The 24,056-nt window shown below is 37.5% G+C and carries 19 protein-coding genes, 1 pseudogene and 2 other annotated features; of the genes and pseudogenes, 9 read left to right on the forward strand and 11 right to left on the reverse strand.

The features are described from left to right. The first annotated feature begins 14 nt into the window (after positions 1-14). Complete coding sequence (locus AB1279_RS17890) at positions 15-1,193, forward strand: NAD(P)/FAD-dependent oxidoreductase (protein WP_429761461.1); 1,179 nt, start codon at positions 15-17, stop codon at positions 1,191-1,193. A gap of 572 nt (positions 1,194-1,765) precedes the next feature. On the opposite strand, the gene AB1279_RS17895 is transcribed toward AB1279_RS17890, so the two are convergent. After that, positions 1,766-2,404 (reverse strand): hypothetical protein, encoded by a 639-nt coding sequence (locus tag AB1279_RS17895; RefSeq protein WP_429760131.1) that lies wholly within the window; start codon positions 2,402-2,404, stop codon positions 1,766-1,768. A gap of 618 nt (positions 2,405-3,022) precedes the next feature. On the opposite strand from AB1279_RS17895, the gene AB1279_RS17900 reads away from it, so the two are divergent. Beyond that, positions 3,023-3,460 (forward strand): BclA C-terminal domain-containing protein, encoded by a 438-nt coding sequence (locus AB1279_RS17900; protein WP_429760132.1) that lies wholly within the window; start codon positions 3,023-3,025, stop codon positions 3,458-3,460. A 255-nt stretch (positions 3,461-3,715) separates the two neighbouring features. Next, on the forward strand, positions 3,716-4,117 hold the full coding sequence (locus tag AB1279_RS17905; protein WP_429751293.1) for a DUF1259 domain-containing protein: 402 nt from the start codon (positions 3,716-3,718) through the stop codon (positions 4,115-4,117). Positions 4,118-4,311: 194 nt separating this feature from the next. Here the strand turns inward: AB1279_RS17905 and AB1279_RS17910 are convergent, their stop codons facing one another. Both AB1279_RS17910 and AB1279_RS17915 read right to left on the reverse strand, forming a co-directional pair. Beyond that, positions 4,312-4,965, reverse strand: coding sequence for a YdeI/OmpD-associated family protein (locus AB1279_RS17910; protein ID WP_429760134.1), 654 nt, complete (start codon positions 4,963-4,965; stop codon positions 4,312-4,314). A 291-nt stretch (positions 4,966-5,256) separates the two neighbouring features. Then, a complete protein-coding gene (locus AB1279_RS17915) occupies positions 5,257-5,526 on the reverse strand; it encodes a DUF1292 domain-containing protein (RefSeq protein ID WP_098309122.1) in 270 nt (89 codons plus the stop codon). Positions 5,527-5,861: 335 nt separating this feature from the next. On the opposite strand from AB1279_RS17915, the pseudogene AB1279_RS17920 reads away from it, so the two are divergent. Then, positions 5,862-6,407 (forward strand): annotated as a pseudogene (locus AB1279_RS17920) (GNAT family N-acetyltransferase). A gap of 357 nt (positions 6,408-6,764) precedes the next feature. Here the strand turns inward: AB1279_RS17920 and AB1279_RS17925 are convergent. Next, the gene (locus tag AB1279_RS17925) at positions 6,765-8,096 is read right to left on the reverse strand and encodes an amino acid permease (protein WP_429760135.1); all 1,332 of its coding nucleotides are present in this window, start codon (positions 8,094-8,096) and stop codon (positions 6,765-6,767) included. Between the two features lie 105 nt (positions 8,097-8,201). Continuing rightward, positions 8,202-8,429: a binding site (T-box leader), on the reverse strand. Between the two features lie 46 nt (positions 8,430-8,475). After that, positions 8,476-8,704: a binding site (T-box leader), on the reverse strand. A gap of 323 nt (positions 8,705-9,027) precedes the next feature. Between AB1279_RS17925 and AB1279_RS17930 the strand changes: the two genes are divergently transcribed. Further along, the gene (locus AB1279_RS17930) at positions 9,028-9,915 is read left to right on the forward strand and encodes a DMT family transporter (protein WP_429760136.1); all 888 of its coding nucleotides are present in this window, start codon (positions 9,028-9,030) and stop codon (positions 9,913-9,915) included. A 264-nt stretch (positions 9,916-10,179) separates the two neighbouring features. On the opposite strand, the gene AB1279_RS17935 is transcribed toward AB1279_RS17930, so the two are convergent. Beyond that, positions 10,180-10,812: a VC0807 family protein gene (locus AB1279_RS17935; RefSeq protein ID WP_429760138.1), complete on the reverse strand. Its 633-nt coding sequence runs from the start codon at positions 10,810-10,812 to the stop codon at positions 10,180-10,182. 862 nt (positions 10,813-11,674) lie between these two features. Here AB1279_RS17935 and AB1279_RS17940 point away from each other — a divergent pair. Next, positions 11,675-14,530 carry a 2-oxoglutarate dehydrogenase E1 component gene (locus AB1279_RS17940; protein WP_429760139.1) on the forward strand — a complete coding sequence of 952 codons (2,856 nt, stop codon included), beginning with the start codon at positions 11,675-11,677 and terminating at the stop codon, positions 14,528-14,530. A gap of 105 nt (positions 14,531-14,635) precedes the next feature. Beyond that, on the forward strand, positions 14,636-15,883 hold the full coding sequence (gene odhB, locus AB1279_RS17945; protein ID WP_429760140.1) for a 2-oxoglutarate dehydrogenase complex dihydrolipoyllysine-residue succinyltransferase: 1,248 nt from the start codon (positions 14,636-14,638) through the stop codon (positions 15,881-15,883). Positions 15,884-15,930: 47 nt separating this feature from the next. Here the strand turns inward: odhB and AB1279_RS17950 are convergent, their stop codons facing one another. After that, positions 15,931-16,500 carry a helix-turn-helix domain-containing protein gene (locus AB1279_RS17950; RefSeq protein WP_429760141.1) on the reverse strand — a complete coding sequence of 190 codons (570 nt, stop codon included), beginning with the start codon at positions 16,498-16,500 and terminating at the stop codon, positions 15,931-15,933. Positions 16,501-16,692: 192 nt separating this feature from the next. Here AB1279_RS17950 and AB1279_RS17955 point away from each other — a divergent pair, with 192 nt between their 5' ends. Further along, positions 16,693-17,619, forward strand: a complete 927-nt coding sequence (locus AB1279_RS17955) for a DMT family transporter (RefSeq protein ID WP_429760142.1) — start codon at positions 16,693-16,695, stop codon at positions 17,617-17,619. A gap of 58 nt (positions 17,620-17,677) precedes the next feature. Then, complete coding sequence (locus tag AB1279_RS17960) at positions 17,678-18,496, forward strand: hypothetical protein (protein WP_429760143.1); 819 nt, start codon at positions 17,678-17,680, stop codon at positions 18,494-18,496. A gap of 288 nt (positions 18,497-18,784) precedes the next feature. Here AB1279_RS17960 and AB1279_RS17965 read toward each other — a convergent pair whose 3' ends face one another. From AB1279_RS17965 to AB1279_RS17985, 5 genes are all read right to left on the reverse strand, one after another. Continuing rightward, positions 18,785-19,882, reverse strand: a complete 1,098-nt coding sequence (locus AB1279_RS17965; RefSeq protein WP_429760144.1) for a hypothetical protein — start codon at positions 19,880-19,882, stop codon at positions 18,785-18,787. A gap of 83 nt (positions 19,883-19,965) precedes the next feature. Beyond that, entirely contained in the window at positions 19,966-21,036 is a 1,071-nt protein-coding gene (locus AB1279_RS17970; RefSeq protein ID WP_429760145.1) for a sensor histidine kinase, read from the reverse strand. 4 nt (positions 21,037-21,040) lie between these two features. After that, on the reverse strand, positions 21,041-21,751 hold the full coding sequence (locus tag AB1279_RS17975; protein WP_429760146.1) for a response regulator transcription factor: 711 nt from the start codon (positions 21,749-21,751) through the stop codon (positions 21,041-21,043). 296 nt (positions 21,752-22,047) lie between these two features. Further along, positions 22,048-23,382 (reverse strand): FAD-dependent oxidoreductase, encoded by a 1,335-nt coding sequence (locus AB1279_RS17980; protein WP_429760147.1) that lies wholly within the window; start codon positions 23,380-23,382, stop codon positions 22,048-22,050. 77 nt (positions 23,383-23,459) lie between these two features. After that, positions 23,460-23,780 (reverse strand): GNAT family N-acetyltransferase, encoded by a 321-nt coding sequence (locus AB1279_RS17985; protein ID WP_429761462.1) that lies wholly within the window; start codon positions 23,778-23,780, stop codon positions 23,460-23,462. Positions 23,781-24,056 lie beyond the last annotated feature (276 nt).

The raw sequence follows: 24,056 nt of genomic DNA on the forward strand, positions 1-24,056 counted from the left end.
ATGGAGGATAAATGATGGTAAAACATATTGTCATCTTAGGCGCTGGTTATGGCGGACTTCTAGCGGCTTTAAACGTTCGCAAGTACTTAAGCAAGGATGATGCTCAGGTTACTGTAGTAAACCAGTATCCGACACATCAAATCATCACGGAGTTGCACCGTCTTGCAGCAGGAAGCGTTGCTGAGCCAGCCGTATCTATACCACTGAAGAAGCTTTTCAAAGGAAAAGACATCGATCTTAAAATTGAGAAGGTCGAGTCTTTTTCAGTAGACAAAAAAGAAGTAAAACTTTCAGATGGCTCCACTTTAACATATGATGCTCTCGTCGTCGGTTTAGGAAGTAAAACTGCTTATTTTGGTATTCCAGGACTTGAAGAGAATAGCTTAGTGTTAAAATCGGTGGAGGATGCTAATAACATCCATCAACATATTGAACAGCGTATTCATGAATATGCAAAGACAAAAAAAGAAGCAGATGCTACCATTTTAATCGGCGGCGGTGGATTAACTGGTGTTGAGCTGGTCGGTGAAATTGCTGATAAGCTTCCTAACCTTGCTAAAGGATATGGAGTAAATCCTAAAGAAGTGAACCTTTTACTTGTCGAAGCGGGTCCAAAAATTCTTCCCGTTCTACCGGACTCGCTCATTGAACGTGCACAGGCTAGCCTAGAGGCGCGCGGGGTTCAGTTCCTATTAGGTCTTCCCGTAACAAATGTTGCAGGCAATGTTATTGATTTAAAAGATGGTCAGAAAATTGTAGCGAATACTTTCGTTTGGACAGGCGGCGTACAAGGCAACCCTCTAGTAGGCGAATGCGGCCTTGAGGTGAACCGCGGACGTGCAACCGTTAATAATTACCTTCAATCTACATCTCATCCAGATGTGTTTGTTGCTGGTGACTGTGCTGTTGTGTTTGGTCCGGATGATCGTCCATACCCGCCTACTGCACAAATTGCTTGGCAAATGGGAGAACTAATCGGCTACAATTTATTCGCATATCTAGAAAATAAATCATTCGAAGAGTTTAACCCAGTCAACTCAGGAACACTTGCAAGCCTAGGCCGTAAAGATGCTGTTGCCACAATTGGAGCAAGCTCCACTCAGCTCAAAGGAATGCCAGCATCCCTAATGAAGCATGCAAGCAACACTCGTTACCTGTCACATATTCACGCGTTGTTTAGCTTGGCTCATTAAAACACACGGGTATCAAAGCGTGAAACATCTTGTATATTTAAATGAAAACAGATTTAGATGTAGAAGGGATTCTGTATAATTTACAATATTTTCAGGTATCCTAAGGATGTGAGATGTTATTATTTCACACACAACCCTAAACCAAAAGGCTTCCTCACCCGAAGCCTTTTGGGCATACTCAAAGTCTTCATACATTCATTAAAGTTTTTCGATGTATCTAGAAAAACAGTCAACGACGTTTTGACCCCCAGCCTTTTTTACAAACAACTTGCTTTATAAAACCAGCGTAAATCATACATATACAGATTTAATACTTTAATACTGTGCCTCTCCTTTTTATTCGGATAACATATTAACGCATCAAAAAAGAAGTTAATTGTTTCGAACCCAGTCGGGATTATACAAAATAAAAAGCCTCAATCCTTTTATCTTGAAGGGATTGGGGCTTTGCTCATTCTAATTTCAATTTAAACTTGATTCTCCTAATTCATATTAAATTTAGTCTACTTGACCTTAACTTTTCTATCCAACTAAGTGTAGCCTATCCAAATATCAAGTATTAAAAATCAAGATTATTGCATACCTGGGAAACCATTCATACCCATGCCTGGGAAACCACCCATACCCGTTCCTGGGAAACCATTCACACCCATACCTGGGAAACCACCCATACCCGTTCCTGGGAAACCGCCCATACCCATGTTTGGAAAACCACCCATACCCATACCTGGGAAACCGTTCATGCCCATACCTGGGAAGCTGCCCATGCCCATGCCTGGGAAACCGCCCTTACCCTTACCTAGGAAACCGCCCTTACCCTTACCTGGAAAACCACCCATGCCCATGCCTGGAAAACCGCCCATGCCCATGCCTGGAAAACCGCCCATACCCATGTTTGGAAAACCGCCCATACCCATGTTTGGAAAACCGCCCATACCCATGTTTGGAAAACCGCCCATACCCATGTTTGGAAAACCGCCCATACCCATGTTTGGAAAACCGCCCATACCCATGTTTGGAAAACCGCCCATACCCATGTTTGGAAAACCGCCCATACCCATGTTTGGAAAACCGCCCATGCCCATGCCTGGGAAACCGCCCATGCCCATGCCTGGGAAACCGCCCATGCCCATGCCTGGAAAACCACCCATGCCCATGCCTGGAAAACCACCCATGCCCATGCCTGGAAAACCGCCCTTACCCTTACCCATGCCTAGGAGGCTACCTAGGAGGCCGCCCATGCCTGGAAAACCTATACGTTGAGAATTTAATAGCATGTTTTCACCTACTTTTTATAAATATTTCATAGTCTCTTACATGCTATGCTTAAAAAAAATAAAGGAGCTTATTCTCCTTTTAAATTAGGCAGACTAATTACCGTTACTGATAGATTATGGTGATATATTATGTATCTTATGTGCTGTATTTTATGTAATTCTAAGTAACCTATATACAAATTTTCAGAGTAACAATATCGGTATGTTAAAGATTTAGAGATTACTTGCAATCGCTCTGAAGTTTTTGTACTGGAAAATATACTGTTCGTGTCTCCCTTTCATGATGCCGTATTTCGTCCGGTTCCTTCACATTGATGCTTCTTTAGCCCGCTATTCGCAAGCAATAAGAGCACTCCATACCCGCCTACTGTGCAGATGGTGCCGGCTTAAGCTAGTAGTTATATGTTTCTTGTCTTCTTTTTACTAACGAAATAGGAGACGTATTGTTTTATCTTAGAATATACATAATTACTTTTTGTTGGACGAGCATACACTCATTTTTAACTTGATCACATACAATAATAAGAATAGTAAATGAGGAGGTGCGTAATAATGTCGAAGCCAGTATATGGTTATGTTACACTTGTGGGTTCCAAACCTATAGAAGTCAAATCAGGCGCAAACGTAAAATTTAATAGAAACGGTCCATTAAATCATATCAAGTTTAATCCGCCTAGTGACACCCTAATAATTCCTGAATCAGGAGACTATAAAATCGAATTTATATTATTAATTGATGGTCCTGCTTCTACTTCAGTATATGGTTTAATTTTAAATAATGCTTTAGTCAGCGGACACCTTACTAATTATGGTATACAAAGACAAGTGGATGGGGCGAGTCTGATGCTTACTGGACAAGCTATTATCCATATTCCTAAACATTCAAAACTACAACTTAGAAATATAGGATCAACTACAGATGTGTTACTACCAATTCTAAACGGACACAAAGTTAATGCTGCATCATTAACTATTGAGAAGCTTAGCTAGTAAAAATTTATTTGTACAGCAGCCAGCATTAAAATAGCGTTCTATCTATTGATAGAACGCTATTTTAATCCATAAATACATATCAAAAACTAGCAAACTTACTTATTCAACTACTAATAGAATTGCTTATGCCTTTATAGCAAAACATAAGCACCAATTTTAAACCTATTTTGTAATAATAGACTTTTGATTAGTTCACCAACACACGTTCTCTCATAATCTGAAGTATATCTAACTTTTCAGGAGGTGAATTTTATGGCTAAAACATTATGTAAGGAACTAGCAAAAATTCTTAAAGGTGAAGCTCAACAAAAAAACGATGTATGCATGGTAACAAGAGAGAGAAAGGATTTAGACGTAACAATTCTTGGACATCCTACACATTCGGAAATGGTAATTTCTTTTGAATTTAGTTTCGAACCTGTTTCTAACAGAAATGAAACTTTGAATCTAGCTGAGCTTGTTTTTTTACAAGACGAAGTAAATCCTTTTTTACATGCTATCAAAAAGAATGATGAAATTAAAGTCTCAGCTATACACAACCACTGGTTGTTTGAAAGACCACGACTCATCTATGTGCATCTTGAATCAGTTCAAGATCCTGTAGAATTTGCAAAAGAGGTTGCTAGAGCCCTTAAGAAAGCTGGAGTAAAATAAATATTTTTGAATAACTAAAGCAACATCAAATATTGCTTTTCTTCTATAAGTAATACAAATGTACAAGCTTAAATATCTTGAATAATAAGGTATTGATGAATCCATTACCAAAACAGAAATAGGTTAGTTTTTAGCTTTAGAAGTGAGATTTCCATCAGTGGAGAATGAAGCCCTCCACTGATGAAAGTTTCACTTTATTTCTTCTTCCGACGGAACAAATCGATTGTTTTGTACCCTTGTGAAAGGATATCAACCATTTGTTGATAACGTTTATCACGTGTTTGTTGTTGCTTCGCTGAGAATATGTGACGTGCCCAGTCTTTTTGGTATCCAGATGTTAAGCTTTGATAAAACGTAAGTTCATTTGGATGATTTGCTAATAATGCCTCAACATCCTTTACATTTTCCTCATAATCCGCAACGCATTGGCTGGCAGCTGGTGTTTTCTTTGCCTTCTTTTTTTCACGTTTTAAACCAACAACAGTGAAAATGTCATCCATGCTTACCATACGTGCAAACTTAATATCACTATTCCCTACATATCCATCCTCTTCAACGTTCATTGCTGGAAACATTTCATCTCTATGAATAAAGGTTTTATAACGCGTATTCCCTTTTTTCGGATATGCGAAAAATACATAACCTTTCTCAAGTAAAAGTTGTTCATTGTTAATAATAAATTGTGTATGTGTAACCATCTCATCAATTGTTTCGACAAAAATGAAAATAGCATCATGATCTTTAGAAAGGATAGTCGTTTGTTCATTAAAGACTTTATAGTCGCTTGGTTGATTGATTACAGCCATATTTGTGAATTTATTTAGTTTTAATTTATCAATAATTGTCATAACTGGCTCCTTCGTTTTTGTTTTATTACAATTTAAGTTTCATTTATTTTTCTAATAAAGTTTACCTTATTCAGATAAAAATGTCTGTAAAGATGTTCACTGGTGTATAGACGTTCGTAAATAACTGCTTAAAATAAAAAGACATTATCCTTTCTAATGATTCCTCAGAAAGAATAACGTCTTTTTCATTTTAGTGGGTATTTTGTCTTGTTAGCTTGATAGCGATGAGCGGTACTCCTATATACAAAAACAGAGGGCAGATATGCATCTGCCTCTTGTGTCCAACCAATATTATTCTTGCTCGTCCATAATTTTCTCAAATGCAGCAGATACTTTTTCAAATTCCTCGTCACTCTCAATGTATGAGAATTCACTATCTTCTTCTACTTTTAAAAAGAAGATATCAATGTCTTCCTCTGTTTCCGTTTGAATGTCTTCTACAAAGCCAACAGCAATGTATTCTGCTCCTTCGACATTCATCGTTCCGAGCACTTCAACTTCCTGCTCCTCATTACTCTCATCGCTAAGGGTAAAAATTTCGCCTACTTCAATTTCCGACATATTCATTCTCCTCCTTTTATACTCTAAAAAATAGAACGTTCAAATCGTATACTTACTAGTATATCTTTCCATAAAAAATCAAATTAATTCTCAAAGAACAACAATTTCTTTCTGCTTCAGCGTAAGAATCCAACTAAAAGGATATCATCTGTGAATATGAATGAATACATTTTGAGCTCTCGTCACATGCCCATCAACGTTAGAAATGGGTTTCTGGGATTTGATTACTACTGATAATGATAGGTTATGTTAACTTCACATGAATATGATATTTATCAATATTTTCTTTCATTAACCATGATAAAATTGTATTAAAAGGATATCGGAGGGGTTTTATGAAACTAGTAGGACAACAAATATACGTTCGACTTTACAAGATTTCTGACGCCAGCGAGTTAGCTAAATTACTTACTAGAAATCGCGAATTTTTTCAACGAGTTTGCCCATTATTCCCAGAAGCCTTTTTTACAGAAGAACATCAAAAAATACGCCTTGAACAAGCATTAAAAAAGACAGATGAAGGACAATTATATCCTTTTGGAATATTTTTAAAAGCAACTGATAAACTTATCGGAGACATTTCATTAACTCAAATTGCTAGGGGAGACCTACAAAACTGTTATACGGGATTTACTTTAGATAAGGAGTATAATGCAAAGGGCTATACAACAGAAGCTCTTCAACTTGTTGTAGATTTTGCTTTTAGAGAATTAAAACTACATAGAATTGAAGCAGGAGCTATGCCTGACAATATAGCATCTATTCGTGTATTAGAAAAAGTAGGGTTTAAAAAATAAGGTATAGCTAAAGAAAATCTAAAGGTTAATGGCAAATGGACAGATCATCAAATATTAGCTATCATCAACAGCTTGGATGTGTAAGCTCATTTCACTTCCAATAACGAATTTCACGTTAACTAGCACCTCTTGTGGGGGGCTAGTTGTTTTTTTACAGTAACAAAAAGACATCTCTATATAGAAAAATGTTCCGTATTATAACAAAAGCATATGTGGTTGAGCAGCAGTATTTTATAGAATTGTCGTTGTTGCATATAGGGTCATGAAGAGGTCTAATTCATAAAAAAATGGTACACCACTTTATGTCCGTGATGTACCAATACTTATATAAACTATACTATTATATGTCTTTCGTTAATACTGTAAGGTTCATTAGATATACTCAATACTTAGGTTTACAGTATAACAGTCTGCCTTTTCGTTTATCTTAAAAATGTAGTATTAGTCCCCTTTTTGCTTTTTGCCTACAAAAATAGAACATAGAATTAAGATCATTAAAATGCCTAAACAAAGAAAAATACTCGCTCGGTTTTGATCGCTGAATGCAAATGCCACACAGCTAATAGCTAACGCTATTGCAGTGAATGAGGTCACATATGGAAATCCCCATACTTTAAAATGCGGCAATTTTGTATATGTTTTGCGAAGCTTCAGTTGTGCTAAACATATGCTAATCCACACCACTGATACCGTAAATCCCGGAATTGCCATCAAATACCCAAAAACACGGTCAGGGGAAAAGTACGCAACAAATGTCCCCCCAATAAGAACGATAGAGCTTAAGATAACGCTATATAGTGGAACACCATTCTTGGAAACATGTGAAAACAGCTTCGGTGCCTCCCCTTCTGTAGCTAAGGAATGCAGCATACGTGTACAGCCATAAACACCAGAGTTTGCAGCAGACAAAACAGCTGTAATAAGGACGAAGTTCATAATATGAGCCGCTCCTTTAAATCCGACCGCAGATAACACTTGCACAAACGGACTTGCTTGGTTGCCGATTTCATTCCATGGAATTAATCCGCAAATGACAAGGATTGGGAGCGTATAGAATAATACGATTCTCCAAATTACTCCTTTAATCACTTTAGGCAATACCTTCTCTGCATCCTTCGTTTCTGTTAAAGTCAATCCGATAAGTTCAGAACCACCGTAAGAAAAAATTACGACTAACAATGCGGAAAATACTCCTGACCAGCCGTGCGGGAAGAATCCCTGGTGCTGTACATAGTTTTGCATATAGTGAGTTTCATTGCTCGGGATAATGCCGAATAAAATACCTGCGCCTAAAACAAGGAATAGAACAATCATCGTAATTTTAATTCCGGCAAACCAAAATTCAAACTCTCCGTAATTCTTCACATTCATAAAATTAATAACCACAATGAAAATAGCGCTAATCAGGCTTAAAGACCATAAAGACATAGAAGGAAACCAATATTGCAGAAAGCTTCCCGCAGCTATCACTTCAATAACACATACAACTAACCACATAAAACAGTACAGCCATCCAATCACAAACGACACGTTCGTTCCAAATGCTTTATGAATAAATCCTTTCATATTCACCCCAGGATAAGCGATGGCCATCTCTGCAATTGCACTCATTACAACAAGAAGCAATAATCCAGCAAACAGATAAGAAAAAATAACTGCCGGCCCCGCTATCGATACTGTTTCAGAAGTCCCTTTAAATATACCTGTGCCAATTGCTCCTCCGAGTGCCATCAAACGGATATGCCGTGGCAATAACTTTTTCTGTAATTCCATAATTTTTCCTCCTCATTTTAATATAAAGATTTTTTATTTAACAAAAGATTCAATAGAATCAAGTGTAGTTTTTCTTCCAATAAAAAAATCGCCCCTGTCCTAAATGACAGGGACGATTTACACCGCGGTACCACCCTAATTGCAAACTTAAGTCTGCCTCTTGACTTTGTTAACGATCTTTTGACCGTCCTTCCCTCTATAAAGGTCGCCCTTTATTTCGAAAAAGATGCTCCGGGATTGAAATTCACACTTATTTATGTACTGATTCGCACCTTCCATCAGCTCTCTGAAACAGGGAAATAAGCATTACTGTATTCCTTTCATTGCACTTCCTATATTATGTTTTCTATATAATAAAAAAATCCCTACTGATTGTATCAGTAGGGACGAATATATCGCGGTACCACCCTAGTTGCAGACTAAGTCTGCCTCTCGACTTTGTTAACGATCATTTTTGACCGTTTTTCCCTTCATAAAGGTCGCCCTTTACTTCGAAAAAAATGCTCCAGGATCGAAATTCATCCTTATCTTTGTACTGATTTCCACCTTCCATCAGCTCTCTAAAACAGTGAGATAAGCACTACTTATATTCCCTTCATTGCCCAATTATATTTCAATTTATATGACGTAATTACGTTCTTTAGTAAGTATGTTTTGTATTATAGGGGTTGCATTAATATTCTGTCAATGGTTTTAAGCAATATTTATTTAGGTATGTTTTGCTAAAGGAAATAATACAACGTTTTTATGCAAAGAGAGCTGCGCCTGTACGCTATCAACGCATCTATGAAGGAACTATTTTTTATAATAATAGGTTATGTTAACTTTGCAAGGGGAATTTTTTTATTTCAAATATTTAGAATTAACATTAAAATAAATAGCAGGAGAGGGATTATAGAAATTACAAATTATACATAACGAGGAGAGAGAGATGAAAGTACAATTAAAAGCTGATTTAATGCTACTAATGGTTACATTTTTTTGGGGTGCATCCATCTTACTTACAAAGGTTGGCCTCAATTACATAGAAGAATATAATTTAATCGCGTTACGTTTTATAATTGCTTTTCTTTTATCGGCTATAGTATTTTACAAGCACTTAACCAAAATTGATTTTAAAACTGTAAAATATGCGTTTATATTAGCTTCTATTTTGTTTATTGTTTATGTTTTTGCGACTTTTGGTACAAAGTATACAAGTGTTTCTAATGCCGGTTTCTTAATGAGTCTCACAGTCATCTTTATTCCAATATTATCATCTATATTTTTAAAGCAAAGACCTGAAAGAAAAGTTGTATTGGGAATCGTTTTAACCATAGTAGGAATAGGATTATTAACGTTAAATAGCGAATTCAAGATAGCTTCTGGTGATATATTATGTATCTTATGCGCTTTATTTTATGCAGTTCATGTCATCGTTACTGGAACAATGACTAAGCATGTTAATTCAATTACCCTTGGGGTAGTACAACTAGGTTTTGTTGGTCTATTTAGTCTTATTTTCTCAATGTTTATGGAAACCCCAAAACTTCCTGACACTGTTGAATCATGGTCTTCAATCTTAGCCTTAAGCATATTTTGTACAGCAATAGCTTTCATTGTTCAGGTTATTGCACAGCAACACACCAGCCCTACACATACAGGTCTTATTTTCTCATTAGAACCTGTTTTTTCTGCAGGTTTTGCTTTCTTTTTCACAGGTGAGACTCTCACATTGAAAGGTTACTTAGGTGCAACACTCATATTATTAAGTGTATTAATTGCTGAACTAGATTTGAAAAGTTTATTAAGGCTAAGTTATAAGAAAAATATAGAATAGATATTTTGCCATGATAGATAAAAATACATCCATGTTGAAAGTGTTCAACTGTATCATTCATTCTGCTCACACTAATTATGTGAGTGAAAAAGAGCGCGCCTCTTTGATCCGGGCGCTCTTTTCGTTATAAACGGCTGAACAACCAATTCCACCATGATTTCTTTTCTTCGATTGCAGCCATTACCATTTTGTCTCTTGTTGTTCACAAATCGGCTCCATAAGATGCTTATCATATTCGTAGAAAGATAGACTATATCTATTATGTTACACTCTTTTTGTTGGATCTATTTTTTGACGTGATTTTCTGCGATAAAGAACGGTCCAAATAATTGCAAGTCCAATGAATCCATACGTGATCAAACTAGAGATTGCTAAAAACGTAGAAACGGAAAGACTATAGACAAGCACCACCTTCAGCAATGCTTCCCCTAATAAAACAATCCCCCACCCCGCTGTCATGATTCGCAATACCTTACGGAAATAAGCATTATTCCACTTATCAGCAAAAGCCGCCTGTTCTTTTTGCGTTTTTCCGACAGTAAATCGTAAGGCGAAATAATAAATTAGCGGTCTTCGAGTGATAAGAGAACCAAGGAAAATAAATCCCATAACTCCTGTGACAAAGGATTCCCGAATTAAAATGAGTCTTTCGTCTCCGCCAATGAGAGCAGCGATAATTCCAAGAATAAATCCAACTAACATAAACACTGCAAATACGTCCCATTTTCTATACTTCAGAAAATAGATTATAGTTTCTACTAAAGGAATCATTGTGGCAATTATGAGCGCTGTGATGTTCGACACATGGCCTAATAACAGCTCGTAAACTAAAATGGGCAATGCTGCATTAATGAGTAAAGAAAGAATAATTCCACGTACAATTTGTTTTCGTTCCATGTTACATCCCCTCCTCTGTATATATCCCACGAAACCTAACTGGAATTTTTCCATTAGCCAAAACATTACTAAAAAACTATGTTCGCTACTGAATAAAAATCACAAATCTTTCTACAAAAATTGTATTGATACTTTTCTTTAAAATTATTTTCTAATCATCGTCTTCTATACTATTTCTTATTTTTTTATCTTCTATGATAATTCACACAACTATTTGTTCAAACTATCATAGAATATTACATCTAAAAAATATGATCCTTTCTATATTTTCTTACATACGTATTAATTCCTTAATTACAAACTAAATCCCGCAAATCTAATGCTTCTATTAAAATAGTATCAATCCATTTACAACAAGAATATATAAAATATAGGAAGAAATTCTCTACTATATTTTACCCCTTAAGAAAATTCCCCTTTTCTATTCTGGCATTTCCTCGCTCAATACATAAAATTAACAATCAATTCGAAATCTTATCTTTTTTCCTATTATACTTTGTTATATTGTTGTATAATATTTTTGAAAGCGTTTATTATTTTAATATACATAATTTAAAACGTTTTTATTTGAACATTCATATATTTCAGATTATTTACCGACAGGTGATACATTTCCATATTATCCCTAAAAATCATTCACATCTATGTTATGTAGCGATTTTTCCACACCCATTTACTAGATAATAGGAATAATTCTCTGGGTGATAAGTAATTGTGAATGTTTTTTTACAAAACAGATAAGTAATAACGTTTTGTATTATGTAAATTATCGTAATAACATAAGAAATATAAAATGAATTGCACTCGTTACTATTTCATTCATATTGAAAGAAACAGCCTAACGAGTAGGAGGTTTTGTCAAATGACGAGTAAGAATACAAATACAAACAACCCGTGGGCTAAGTTCCATGGTCCTAACCTTGGCTATGTCATTGAACAGTACGATCGTTATGTAGCTCAGGCAGGTTCTGTTGATCCGGAGTTAGAAGAGCTTTTTGCAAGATGGGGCGCTCCTCCTTTTCATGCAGACTTTACAAATGTAAACAGTAATGTCTCTAATTTTTCTTCTCAAAACAATACAGACATAGAAAAAGTTCTAAAAGCTGCAAAGGTTTTAGAAAATATTCGTTCATACGGTCACTTATCTGCGCACATTAATCCGCTGGAGGAAAAAGTGGATGGGCAGTTTTCTTTAGAGGGCCTGGGCGAAAATGATTTGAAAGCGATTTCAGCAAAAATGGTTTGGGCAAACGCACCTGCAGATGTTCAAACAGCATTTGATGCCGTTAATAGATTAAAAGATGTTTATTCAAAATCTTTAGCTTATGAGTTCGCTCATGTACACGATAGCGAAGAACGTGCGTGGCTGCAAGAAATGGTGGAATCAACTTCTCTGTATCATCCATTATCAAATGAAAAACGAATTGCAGTCTTAAAACGATTAACAGCAGTCGAAGGTTTCGAGCAATTTTTGCATAAGACATTTGTCGGTCAAAAACGCTTTTCTATAGAAGGAGTTGACATGCTTGTCCCTATGCTTGATGAAATTATTTCTGAAGGCGCTAAGGGCGGCGTGAAGGATATTATGATTGGTATGGCTCACCGCGGACGTCTCAGTGTGCTTGCTCATACATTAGAAAAACCTTACAGTCATATGTTTACTGAATTTAAGCATTCAGCACCAATGCAAGACAAGGACAAGAACAATGTCGGCTGGACGGGAGATGTGAAGTATCACTTAGGTAAGGAACAATTAGTTGACTCTGAGGGTTCTCTTACTCGCGTTACATTAGCTAATAACCCAAGTCACTTAGAATTTGTAGACCCAGTTGTTGAAGGTTTTGCTCGTGCTGCTCAAGAGAATCGTGAGCAAGCAGGTTATCCAGAACAAGATGTTTCTAAATCTTTCGCAATTTTAGTACACGGTGATGCTGCGTTCCCTGGTCAAGGTATCGTACCTGAGACGCTGAACTTAAGCAGACTGAAAGGTTATCAAACAGGCGGCACAATTCATATTATCGCCAATAACGCAGTAGGATTCACAACTGATAGTTCTGATTCTCGTTCTACAAGATATTCTAGTGACCTTGCGAAAGGCTTCGACATTCCAATTGTGCACGTAAATGCTGATGACCCTGAAGCTTGTCTTATTGCAGCTACTCTTGCTTTCCAATACCGTACGCTGTTCAAAAAAGATTTCCTAATTGACTTAATCGGATATCGCCGCTTTGGTCATAACGAAATGGATGATCCAGCAGTTACACAACCGAAAGTATATAAAAAGGTTAGCAAGCACCCTACTGTAAGAGCTCTTTATGCTGAAGACTTACAAGCGAAAGGCATTCTAAATGCTGACGAAGTAGAAACAATTACGCAATTTGTACAAGAACATTTGAAAGCTGAATATGCTCAAGTTTCTTCAGATAAAAAAGAAGTAAGTGCTAATATTCCAGTTCCAGAAGTAGTTGCAAATGGAATTCCACAAATGGTGACAGGTGTTCCATTAGAAACACTTCAAGAATTAAATACAAGTCTTCTGCAATGGCCGGAAGGTTTTAACGTATATCCAAAGTTGAAAAAAATTCTTGAACGCCGTGAAAGTGCATTTAAAGATGGCGGCAAGCTAGAATGGGCAAATGCCGAAGCGTTAGCGTTTGCTTCGATTTTACAGGACGGCACGCCAATTCGTCTAACAGGACAGGATTCAGAGCGCGGTACGTTCGCACAGCGTCATGTTGTACTACATGATACAGAAACGAACGAAACATATTCACCAATGCATCGTCTACCACAAGCTCGCGCTTCCTTCGCGGTTCATAATAGTCCGCTTTCAGAAGCTGCTGTTGTAGGATTTGAATATGGCTATAACGTATTTTCTCCTGAAACACTTACAATGTGGGAAGCACAATACGGAGACTTCTCCAATACAGCTCAAGCATTGTTCGATCAATTCGTTTCAGCAGGAAGAGCAAAATGGGGACAAAAATCTGGACTTGTTCTACTCCTTCCTCACGGTTATGAGGGGCAAGGTCCTGAGCATTCCAGCGCTCGTCCAGAACGTTTCTTACAGCTTGCTGCAGAAAATAACTGGACAGTTGCAAACTTAACAAGTGCAGCGCAGTATTTCCATATTCTGCGCCGCCAAGCAGCAAGTCTTGGAACAGACTTTGTAAGACCATTAGTTATTATGACGCCTAAGAGCTTGTTACGTCATCCACTTACATCTTCACCTGCTTCGGAGCTAAGTGAAGGCAGCTTCCAAACGGTTGTAGAGCAACCAAACCTTGGAACAGAAACAAGTAAAGTGAAGCGTCTAGTATTATCTACAGGTAAAATGGCAATCGACTTAGCAGTAGATGTTGAATCTAACAAACAAGAGCATACGCTAGATGAAGTGCATATTGTTCGCGTTGAACAACTGTACCCATTCCCTAAAGAGAAAATCCAAGCAATCGCTCAGCGTTATGAAAACTTGGAAGAAATCGTATGGGTACAAGAAGAGCCAAGAAATATGGGCGCTTGGCATTATATCGCACCAATTTTATTCGAACTTGCTTCTGGCAATGTGAAAGTAAACTATATTGGACGTCCGGACCGTTCAAGTCCATCAGGTGGCGATCCACATGTTCATAGAAAAGAACAAGAGTTAATTATTAATCAAACACTTAATATCAATTTCAAGTTACAAGAAGAAAAAGACTTCGTTCACAATAAGTAATCAAATATTCCCATGAATGGGGGGCATTCCCCCATTCATGTTTAAAGAAGACTATCACAAAACATATCAAATCAATTGTTAGGCAAATAGGGGAGGACATTTAAAATGATCGAAATTAAAGTACCTGAGCTTGCAGAATCTATTACAGAAGGAACTATTTCACAATGGCTTATCAACGTAGGTGAAAAAGTTGAGAAAGGCGCAAGCGTTGTTGAGCTTGAAACAGATAAAGTCAATGTAGAAATCATTGCAGAAGATTCAGGTATTGTATCACAACTACTAGGTGAACCTGGGGATACAGTTGAAATTGGTGATGTTATTGCAATTTTAGATGCAAACGGAACTGCAGTAAGTACACCTGCTCCAGAACAGCCAAAACAAGAAGTTACTGAAGCACCAAAAGATGAGGCTCCAAGTGCGGCGCCAAATAAAGCACCGATGCAAGGTCTTCCAAATACGGACCGCCCTATCGCATCACCTGCTGCTAGAAAAATGGCACGTGAATTAGGAATCGACTTAAATGAAGTACGCAGCACTGATCCACTTGGCCGTGTAAGACCGCATGATGTACAAGCACATGCTGCTGCACCAAAAGAACAACCAAAACAAGAAAAACAAAGTCCAAAACCAGCTGCAACTACTGAGTTTGATAAACCAGTTGAGCGCGTAAAAATGTCCCGCCGCCGTCAAACAATTGCAAATCGTCTTGTAGAAGTTCAACAAACGGCTGCAATGTTAACAACATTTAACGAAGTTGATATGACAGCTATCATGGAATTACGTAAAGAACGTAAAGATGCATTTGAAAAGAAACATGATGTTCGTCTTGGCTTCATGTCATTCTTCACAAAAGCAGTTGTAGCAGCATTAAAACAATTCCCATTATTAAATGCTGAAATTCAAGGTGATGAGCTTATCATTAAGAAATTCTATGATATCGGAATCGCTGTTTCAGCTCCAGAAGGCTTAGTTGTTCCTGTTGTACGCGATGCGAATAAAATGAATTTTGCTGAAATCGAAAGAGAAATTAGCGAACTTGGTAAAAAAGCTCGTGACAACAAACTTACTTTAAAAGAACTACAAGGCGGAACATTCACAATTACAAACGGAGGCGTGTTCGGTTCACTAATGTCAACACCAATCCTGAATGGACCACAAGTAGGTATCCTTGGTATGCATAAAATCCAAGTACGCCCTGTTGCTATCGATGCAGAGCGCATGGAAAACCGTCCGATGATGTACATCGCCCTTTCTTACGATCACCGCATCGTAGATGGAAAAGAGGCTGTTAGCTTCCTTGTTGCGGTTAAAGATATGCTTGAAGATCCAAAATCACTATTATTAGAAGGTTGATCATTTTATAGATTGTAGAACCCCCTTGCAAATGCAAGGGGGTTCTCTTAATTTCTACTCCCATAAGAAGGCGCTGTTAAAACAAACAAAACATTCACCATATCTTCAGTTTCATTTTTAAACTTGTGCTTCATAAAAGGAGGAATTCGAATGACATCTCCCTCTTGTAACATATATTCTTCTCCTTCAAGTACCACGCAAGCTGTTCCCTTCATAATAACAGCAATTTCTTCTTTATTATGCTTGTAGTAACTTTCCGTTGTTTGTGACTTCGGATGTAAATCCATCATTAATATTTCTACATTTGCTTTCATAAAATCTGGCGTTAATATATCGTAGACAATATGTTCGTTATTAGAACGATACACCTTTTTTCGTTCTTCTTTTCTAACAATCAATGATTCATGGTCAATATCATTTACAAATAATGTGAACAGCGGTACATTTAAAGCTTTTGCAATGATTTTTAATACATTTAATGACGGATTTGCAAGTCCTCTTTCTAATTGACTAATTAAAGATGTACTTATGCCTGTTATTTCCGAAAATTCTCGTATACTATATCCCTTACTTTTTCTATATTCTAAAATTGTATTCCCTAAACTATAGTTTGACATCATTCAACTCCTGATCGATTTTATTATTTTAGTACAAATATACGATTACCGTTTAACATACTAAACATCGTCTTAATATATTGAACGCTACACTCTCTGTTATATATACTATCATTAGTTAATTATAATAAACATTGTACAAAATAATAAACACCATATTTCCAAACTTTGAATCAATAGGAGGCCTTTACTTTGAATCAACCCCGCGCTCTTTTACTTTATTTTTTATTATTTTTCGGAGTTTTTGCTCTTTCAACATCAGCTATATTTGTAAAACTGTCTAGCGCTCCTGCACCTGTTATAGCCTTTTATCGGATGCTGTTCTCTACTATCCTTATATTACCTATGTTCTATTTTAATAAAAATGCTATGCAGGAAATTAGACATTTAACGAGAAAACAATGGATGCTAGGTAGCCTGTCTGGAGTTTTTCTTGCTATTCATTATATACTTTGGTTTGAATCTTTACGTTTTACCTCTGTAGCAAGCTCAACTGTACTTGTTACACTTCAACCCTTATTCGCCTTCGTTGGAGGGTACTTCCTTTTTGGAGAAAGATTACGAGGCCTTGCAATTGGAGGTGGAATATTCGCTGTTGCTGGTAGTTTTGTAATTGGCTGGGGAGATTTCAAAGTCGGCGGTACAGCCTTATTTGGCGACATTCTTGCCTTGCTCGGAGCTACTACGATAACAGCTTATTTCTTAATCGGACAACACTTAAGAAAAAGTTTATCCCTATTCCCTTATACCTTTATCGGTTATGCAACTAGTTCTTTATTCCTATTTGCGTATTCATTTACTCTAGGATATCCTCTAACAGGTCACTCATCATATGACTGGCTATGGTTCTTCTGTTTAGCATGTATTTCAACATTACTTGGGCAAACAATTTTTAATTGGCTCATTAAATGGCTCAATACTTCAACAATCTCAATGAGTATATTAGGTGAACCAGTTGGGACATGTGTATTAGCTTATTTTATTCTGCATGAGGTAGTTACTGTTCAGCAATTGGTAGGGGCTAGTATTATATTAACGGGTATCTTTTTATTTTTAATGTACAATAAGCCTGTAAAGTTAGAAAACAAAACGAGACATACAAAAATAACAGTAGACTAACACTATGAAGTTATCGTAATCTACTATCTATAAACTAACATATAGACAAGGTGACAAAATGGAATTAGGAAACTTCTTTTTTAATACGCTTATGACAACCTTTATACAGTTAGCTTCATTAGTAGGATGTATTATTTTAGTTGGATTTGTATTAGGATATTTAGAAAATCGTTCACGAACATATTGGACAAGAGCTTTTGGAAGAAACGGATTCCTCTTAACCTCATGGATTGGAACACCCATTCACGAATTTGGACATGCCTTTATGTGCATCTTATTTCGGCATAAAATCGTGGGTATTCAATGGTTTCCAACGAATACAAGTAATGGGTATTTAGGATATGTACAGCACGAATATAACCCGAAAAGTATCTATCAAAAAATAGGTAATTTCTTTATCGGTGTTGCCCCTATTTTTTCAGGAATTGCAGCGCTAGTTGGCTTAATGAATTGTCTTGTCCCCCACTCATACTCTGTATTTATGAATGGTGTTGAAACAAATATTCAACCAAACGGCGCTCTGAGTGATATGATCAAACACACTGTATTATCTTCTATCCTATTATTAAAAAGTATTTTTACTATTAGTAATTTATTAAATCCTTACTTTTGGATCTTTCTTATCCTAGCAATTTGCATCTCTACACATATTGCCTTAAGTAAACCTGACATACAAGGTGCATTAGATGGACTGATTACAATCTTCTTGTTCCTATTTCTCTTTAACGTTATAGGAGGCCTTCTTCACTTTGATAGTCATACAATTATCGCAAATATAGCGAAGTATAATGCTTACTTTCTTTCTTTTTCTAGCATCGCTATTTTATTTTCTTGCGTCACTCTTGCCATCAGCTATATTCTTTACCGAATAAAGTGAAACTTCCATCAGTGGAGGTTTTCTTCATCCTCACTGATGGAAAGACTGCCCAATCGTGCTTTTACGGGCAGTTATCCCCCACCTATCTTTCTCGTTTTTCTTTGAATCTTGAGGTAGGGGTCTTACTGCCCACGAATAGCGGGATAAAATGTAAATGCATCTAGCTAGATATTCACACACTAAAAAATAAGAGGAATTGCCCTACATCTGCCCCTTTTAGATTAGATGTAGGGCATTTTTTTCATGTTTTGACAAACAACAGTGAGATATACCTGTCCCTGTCCCCTCCTATTGACCGCAATAATTGCAGTGCCCCTTCCTTTTGTAATAATAGAAAATTGTAGCCACTCCCAACGCGATTCCCCAAATTGGAAATAACAAGAGAGGCGTTGATGCTCCCCAATTCTGAAAATTGCTGCTAAAAGAGAAATCAAGGGCAATCTGAATACCGGCAACGGTTAACATTATGGAGACAAATCCAGCAGGAATGATGGCCAGAGCAGGAGGTACGCGCTTCCCAGCCAAAAACGGAATCCAACGAGGAAAGATTTCTCCCCACGGATTTATAAGTCCGCGGGTAAGAATGGCTCCACTAATCGATACCAAAGCTAGACCCGCCCCAGCCCATACAGCCCCTGAATTTTGAAGGCTTTGAAATAATTCCTTTGTAATTCCTAGAGGTATTCCCAACAGCCATGCAATGCGGGTAATATCGTAATAAGCAGGAGCAAGGATCGCAACATAAGTTGCTAATCTTCCCCAGCGCGCCGCAGAATCGGAAGCGGTCCAACGCCTCGTGCCATTTTTATGCCCACAATATATGCAAGCATCTCTGGATTGGCGTTGAAAGGACAAGGCCGTCGCTGCCCATAGCACTCCTCCTACAAGGCAAATAAATTGATTTACCACCGGCCATGTGATGTGATCAAAATAATGTAACGATAGCCCGAAAAGAGTCCCAATTAAGCAAATAGGAGCATAAGCTACTAACATAATTGGGCGGGTATCTGGTATTGTAAAGCAAAGAATCATCGCGACGCTCCAAGCATAAAAAATTAGAATCATTCGGATAAAACCACGTACTTTGAACTTGAACATAAAAAGTACTACCACGCCAAAAAAACAAAGAATAGCAATAACTGGCCCTGCATCATTAGCTGTAACGTGTCTAAAAACTGAATGTAACGCATTCGGATCGTTCATCAAGCCTAATGGAAAGCCTGAACCTCCAAGCGACCAATACATCCCCAACATACCATAAATGAGCGTCCAAATGATTGCTGCATATCGAATCCATTCTGGCCAACGCCTCCACCAGCGAAGCAATGCATGTTTCGCTCCAGTCATCTTGGGATGAGATGCAGTATTCAAATTTACAGGATTCATGAAGATCACAACTCCTTATATGCTATTTCTTTTAGTATATGGTGCGCTAGTAAACAGGAGGTAAACGGCCGATTAATTTCATCCTAAATTTGCGCCAATAACAACCTAATCAACAGAGAAGTCCCTTCGTTGGGCTTACTGATGACGATTAATTTTCCACCATGGGCTTCAATTAGTTGCCTCGCAATGGACAATCCCAAGCCCGAGCGCTCGGAGGGTATTATTACTGCTTCTCTTTTAACAAACGACTCACTAAATCCAATCCCGTTATCTTTAATCTGGATTTCCACCATCCGGTCATAAAGCTGCGAAATACAAATCGCAATCTCGGTGCCTTCTGGATTATGAACGACGGCATTGACAAGTAAATTACGGATAGCGCGTGTCAACAGCTTTGGATCGCAGGTTATAAAAATTTGTTCTGGCTCCGAATCCATCATGAACAGATGGCCGGTCGCCCAAGGTGCACTACTGACATCCGCCATTGCTCTGCGTACAAGTTCAACTATATCCACTTCCTCGATCTTTAGAGGAATCTGGCCTTGAATCGTTTCATTAAGATCTTGCACCATTTCTTTTAGGTGAGCCGATTTCTGTTGAATGATAGATAAGAATTCCCTCTGTTCCGCTTTACTCCATTGATACTCCGTATTTATCAGCATGGTGGAATAACAGGATATGTAAGTTAATGGTGTTTTTAAATCATGCGATATCCCTCGGATCCATTCTTGTTTCGCTTGTTCCGACTCCCGCAACTCTTTTTCGTTTTTTTGGAGTGTGCTCCCAAGCATCCGTAAATGCTCGAATACTTCCTTATAGACTGCATATGGAAATTTCAACGTTCCGCTTTTACGAGAGTGGATCTTATCCCAGCGCATAGGAAAATCATATTGACCGTTTGCCAAACGTCTAATCCAAACAATAATGAAATAAATCGGCTTCCCAAGATACCACCCAATCAGAAGCAGGGTCAGAAGAAAAAGTAGGGCGCACACCACCAATACATAAAGCGTAAAGATGTCTGAACTGTTTCCATCCGTGATTGTTTGTGGCCAAAAAAGCCAAGATGTCCCGATGACAATTATTTGAATACAAACAAACAGAAAAAAGAAAGCCATTAGCAGTTGCAATGCTATACGAAGCATAACGTTCATTGTTCTAACCTCCCGCGGGTGGAACAAATTTATATCCGATTCCTCTCAAGGTAACAATCAACTTAGGGTTGGACGAATCAGCCTCAAGTTTCTTTCTGAGTCTGGAAATGTGGATAACGACTGTTTTCTCATCTCCTCGCACCATTGTCCCCCACACTTGCTCATATAACTGCTGGGCGGTAAATACCTGATTTGGATGTTTACAAAAATAGAGAAGTAGTTCAAGTTCTTTAGCCGGACAAGGAGTATCTACATTGTTAACGATAAGTTGACCGGTAGTACGGCTAACCGAAAAAGTATTATACTGATACAAATCCTCAGCGCTTACAACATCAGACGCATAGAGAGTGCTCCGTCTCAAATGTGCCTGAATTCGTGCAATAACTTCCATCGGATTGAACGGTTTGGTTACATAATCATCCCCGCCTAAATACAGCCCCTGCAACTTATCCAAATCACTAGAACGGGCGCTAAGAAATAGAATAGGGGTTCTTATGGTTTTGCGTAACTCCATACATAAAGAAAATCCGTCCATATCAGGAAGCATGACATCAAGCACAATTATATCAAAGCGTTTTGTTCGAACAGCCATGAGTGCATCAGCAGCGGAACTGGCTTTAGTAACATGGATATACCCTTCTTTTCTAAGAAGATTCTCAAGCATAGTTAAAATGCCTTCCTCGTCATCAACCACTAATATCGCTTCATTCCGCATAATTCCAACCACCTTCCCAAAGGGTGAATTCACATAAAATAAAAATCTTTGTTTAAGGATGTTATTGAACTTCTTAATTTAAATAATTTTACCCATAAGCATACGAAGGAAATATAACCTAAGGCTAAAGAAGAGTAGTAGAAGTTAGTATTCTATTATTTTATCATTGTAAGAATACAACCTTATCAAGATTAAAGAGGTAATACGAATTGATTACATGCATCACAGCAGGAAGATTGAGCACTAAGATGGGAAGCAATTTCAGAAATAAAGCATCTCTTGATAAAAGAGATGCTTTATTCTACCCTTCTTGCTGCTTGCTGCAACGGATCCCACACACTGTTGTAAGGAGGAGAGTAACTTAAATCTACGTCTTCTAAATCGTGAATCGACATTTTATGGAACAGTGCCATCGCCAGTACATCTACTCTTTTATCCACGCCCTGCTCTCCTATAAACTGTCCGCCTAACAATTGCTGTGTGTCTGTTCGATACAATAATTTCACGTGCAGTGGTTTCTTACTCGGATAATACCCCGCTATGTTTGTCGCATCAATTTTTACAATTTCATATGGTATTTGTAATTGTTTCGCTTCTTTTTCATTCAAACCTGTTCGGCCTAATGTTATATCCATAAATTTCATAATCGCTGTCCCCACAATCCCTTTAAACGCTCTTCGTTTATCAACCATGTTCAGTCCTGCAATTCGTCCTTGTTTGTTTGCTGTTGTTCCAAGCGGGATATGGTCATGTTTTTCTTTTATAATGTGGTACTGCGTAGCACAGTCTCCTGCTGCATAAATGTCCTCTATATTTGTTTGCATATAAGCGTTAACTTGGATAGCACCTTTTTGATTTTTAATTATTCCTGTCCCTTCTAGAAAATCAGTATTTGGTTTGACTCCAACTGATACTAAAACAAGATCTGTTTTGTACATTCCTTTATCTGTTTCCACAGATTCAACATGCTCTTTTCCTTGAAACGATTTTACATTTTCATCTGTAAGTATCTCAATGTTATGCTTTTTCGCTTCTTCATGAATGTATGCTGCCATATCCTCATCGAACACGGTACCCACATGTTGATTCCGTTCAATCATACGCACTTTTTTACCGAGTTCAACAAATGTCTCTGCCATTTCGAGACCGATTGGCCCGCCGCCAATTATCGTAACATGTTCAACTTCCTTAGTGTGAAGTGTCTCCATAATTCGCTTTGCATCCGGAATTGTTTTTAATACATGAACCCCTTGTAATTTACTCCCTCTCCAGTCCAGCATAATCGGACGCACTCCCGTTGCAATTAATAAACGGTCATATTCATATTCAAACGGTTGTGATGTTTGCGTATGTATGCCGCACACTTTTTTACTTGCTGGATCTATACGCGTAACTTCATGATACACTTTGGCATCAATGTGATACTTGTTCCGAAATACATCAACGTCCCTGGCAATTAGTTTTTCAGTAGACTCAATCACTCCGCTAATCGCATAAGGAAGACCGCACTGCGCATACGAATATATGTCGCATTTTTCTAAAGTTATTACACTTGCTTCTTGGTCATTCCGAACAATTTGCATTGCTGCACTCATTCCGGCTGCATCTCCGCCTATAATAACGTATTTCACCATACCACTCCTTATCATCATCTATCGTTTACATTTCCCATATTTTTCATTTATCAGTCATTTTTTTTTATTCTTCATTAACATTGTGAGCCCTTTTTTAACAGCAGTTTATACAAACATTCACCTTCAATCATTCTTCCGGCATCTTCAAACCCAATACTTTCATACAGTTGTTTTGCAACTAGATTTTTCGGTGCAAAAGATAAAAAAATTTCATTACAATTAGCATCTTTTCTCAGCTCTTCTATTACATGTAATAGCGCTGTCCTCCCGTAACCTTTTCCTTGATATTTATGATCGATCATGAGTCTACATATTTCAAAAAAGTTATGTTGTTCACAATATCCATACATTATAAATCCGACCATTGTTTCATCGTTGTATATTGCCTTTGTAATCCAGCCTTTTTAAACTTTCGATTGTGCCAATGATAAAGTGAAACTTTCCTCAACGAACGGTTTTCTCGTTGAGGATTAGTTGAACCAATCGGGCTTTTACGGGCAGTTGTCCCCAATCTACCTTCTTCGCTTTCCTCTGCCTCTTGAGTTTAGGATCTTACTGCCCGTTAATGCGGGATAAAGCATTTGAAGCAACAAACTCTTCACAAATGAAATGTTTGTCTTCTTTATTTGTGGTTAAGAATATACACTCTAGCCAATTCTCATTTGTAATAT

This window comes from Bacillus sp. S14(2024) (assembly GCF_050473785.1).
GTDB classification, from domain to species: domain Bacteria; phylum Bacillota; class Bacilli; order Bacillales; family Bacillaceae_G; genus Bacillus_A; species Bacillus_A yunxiaonensis.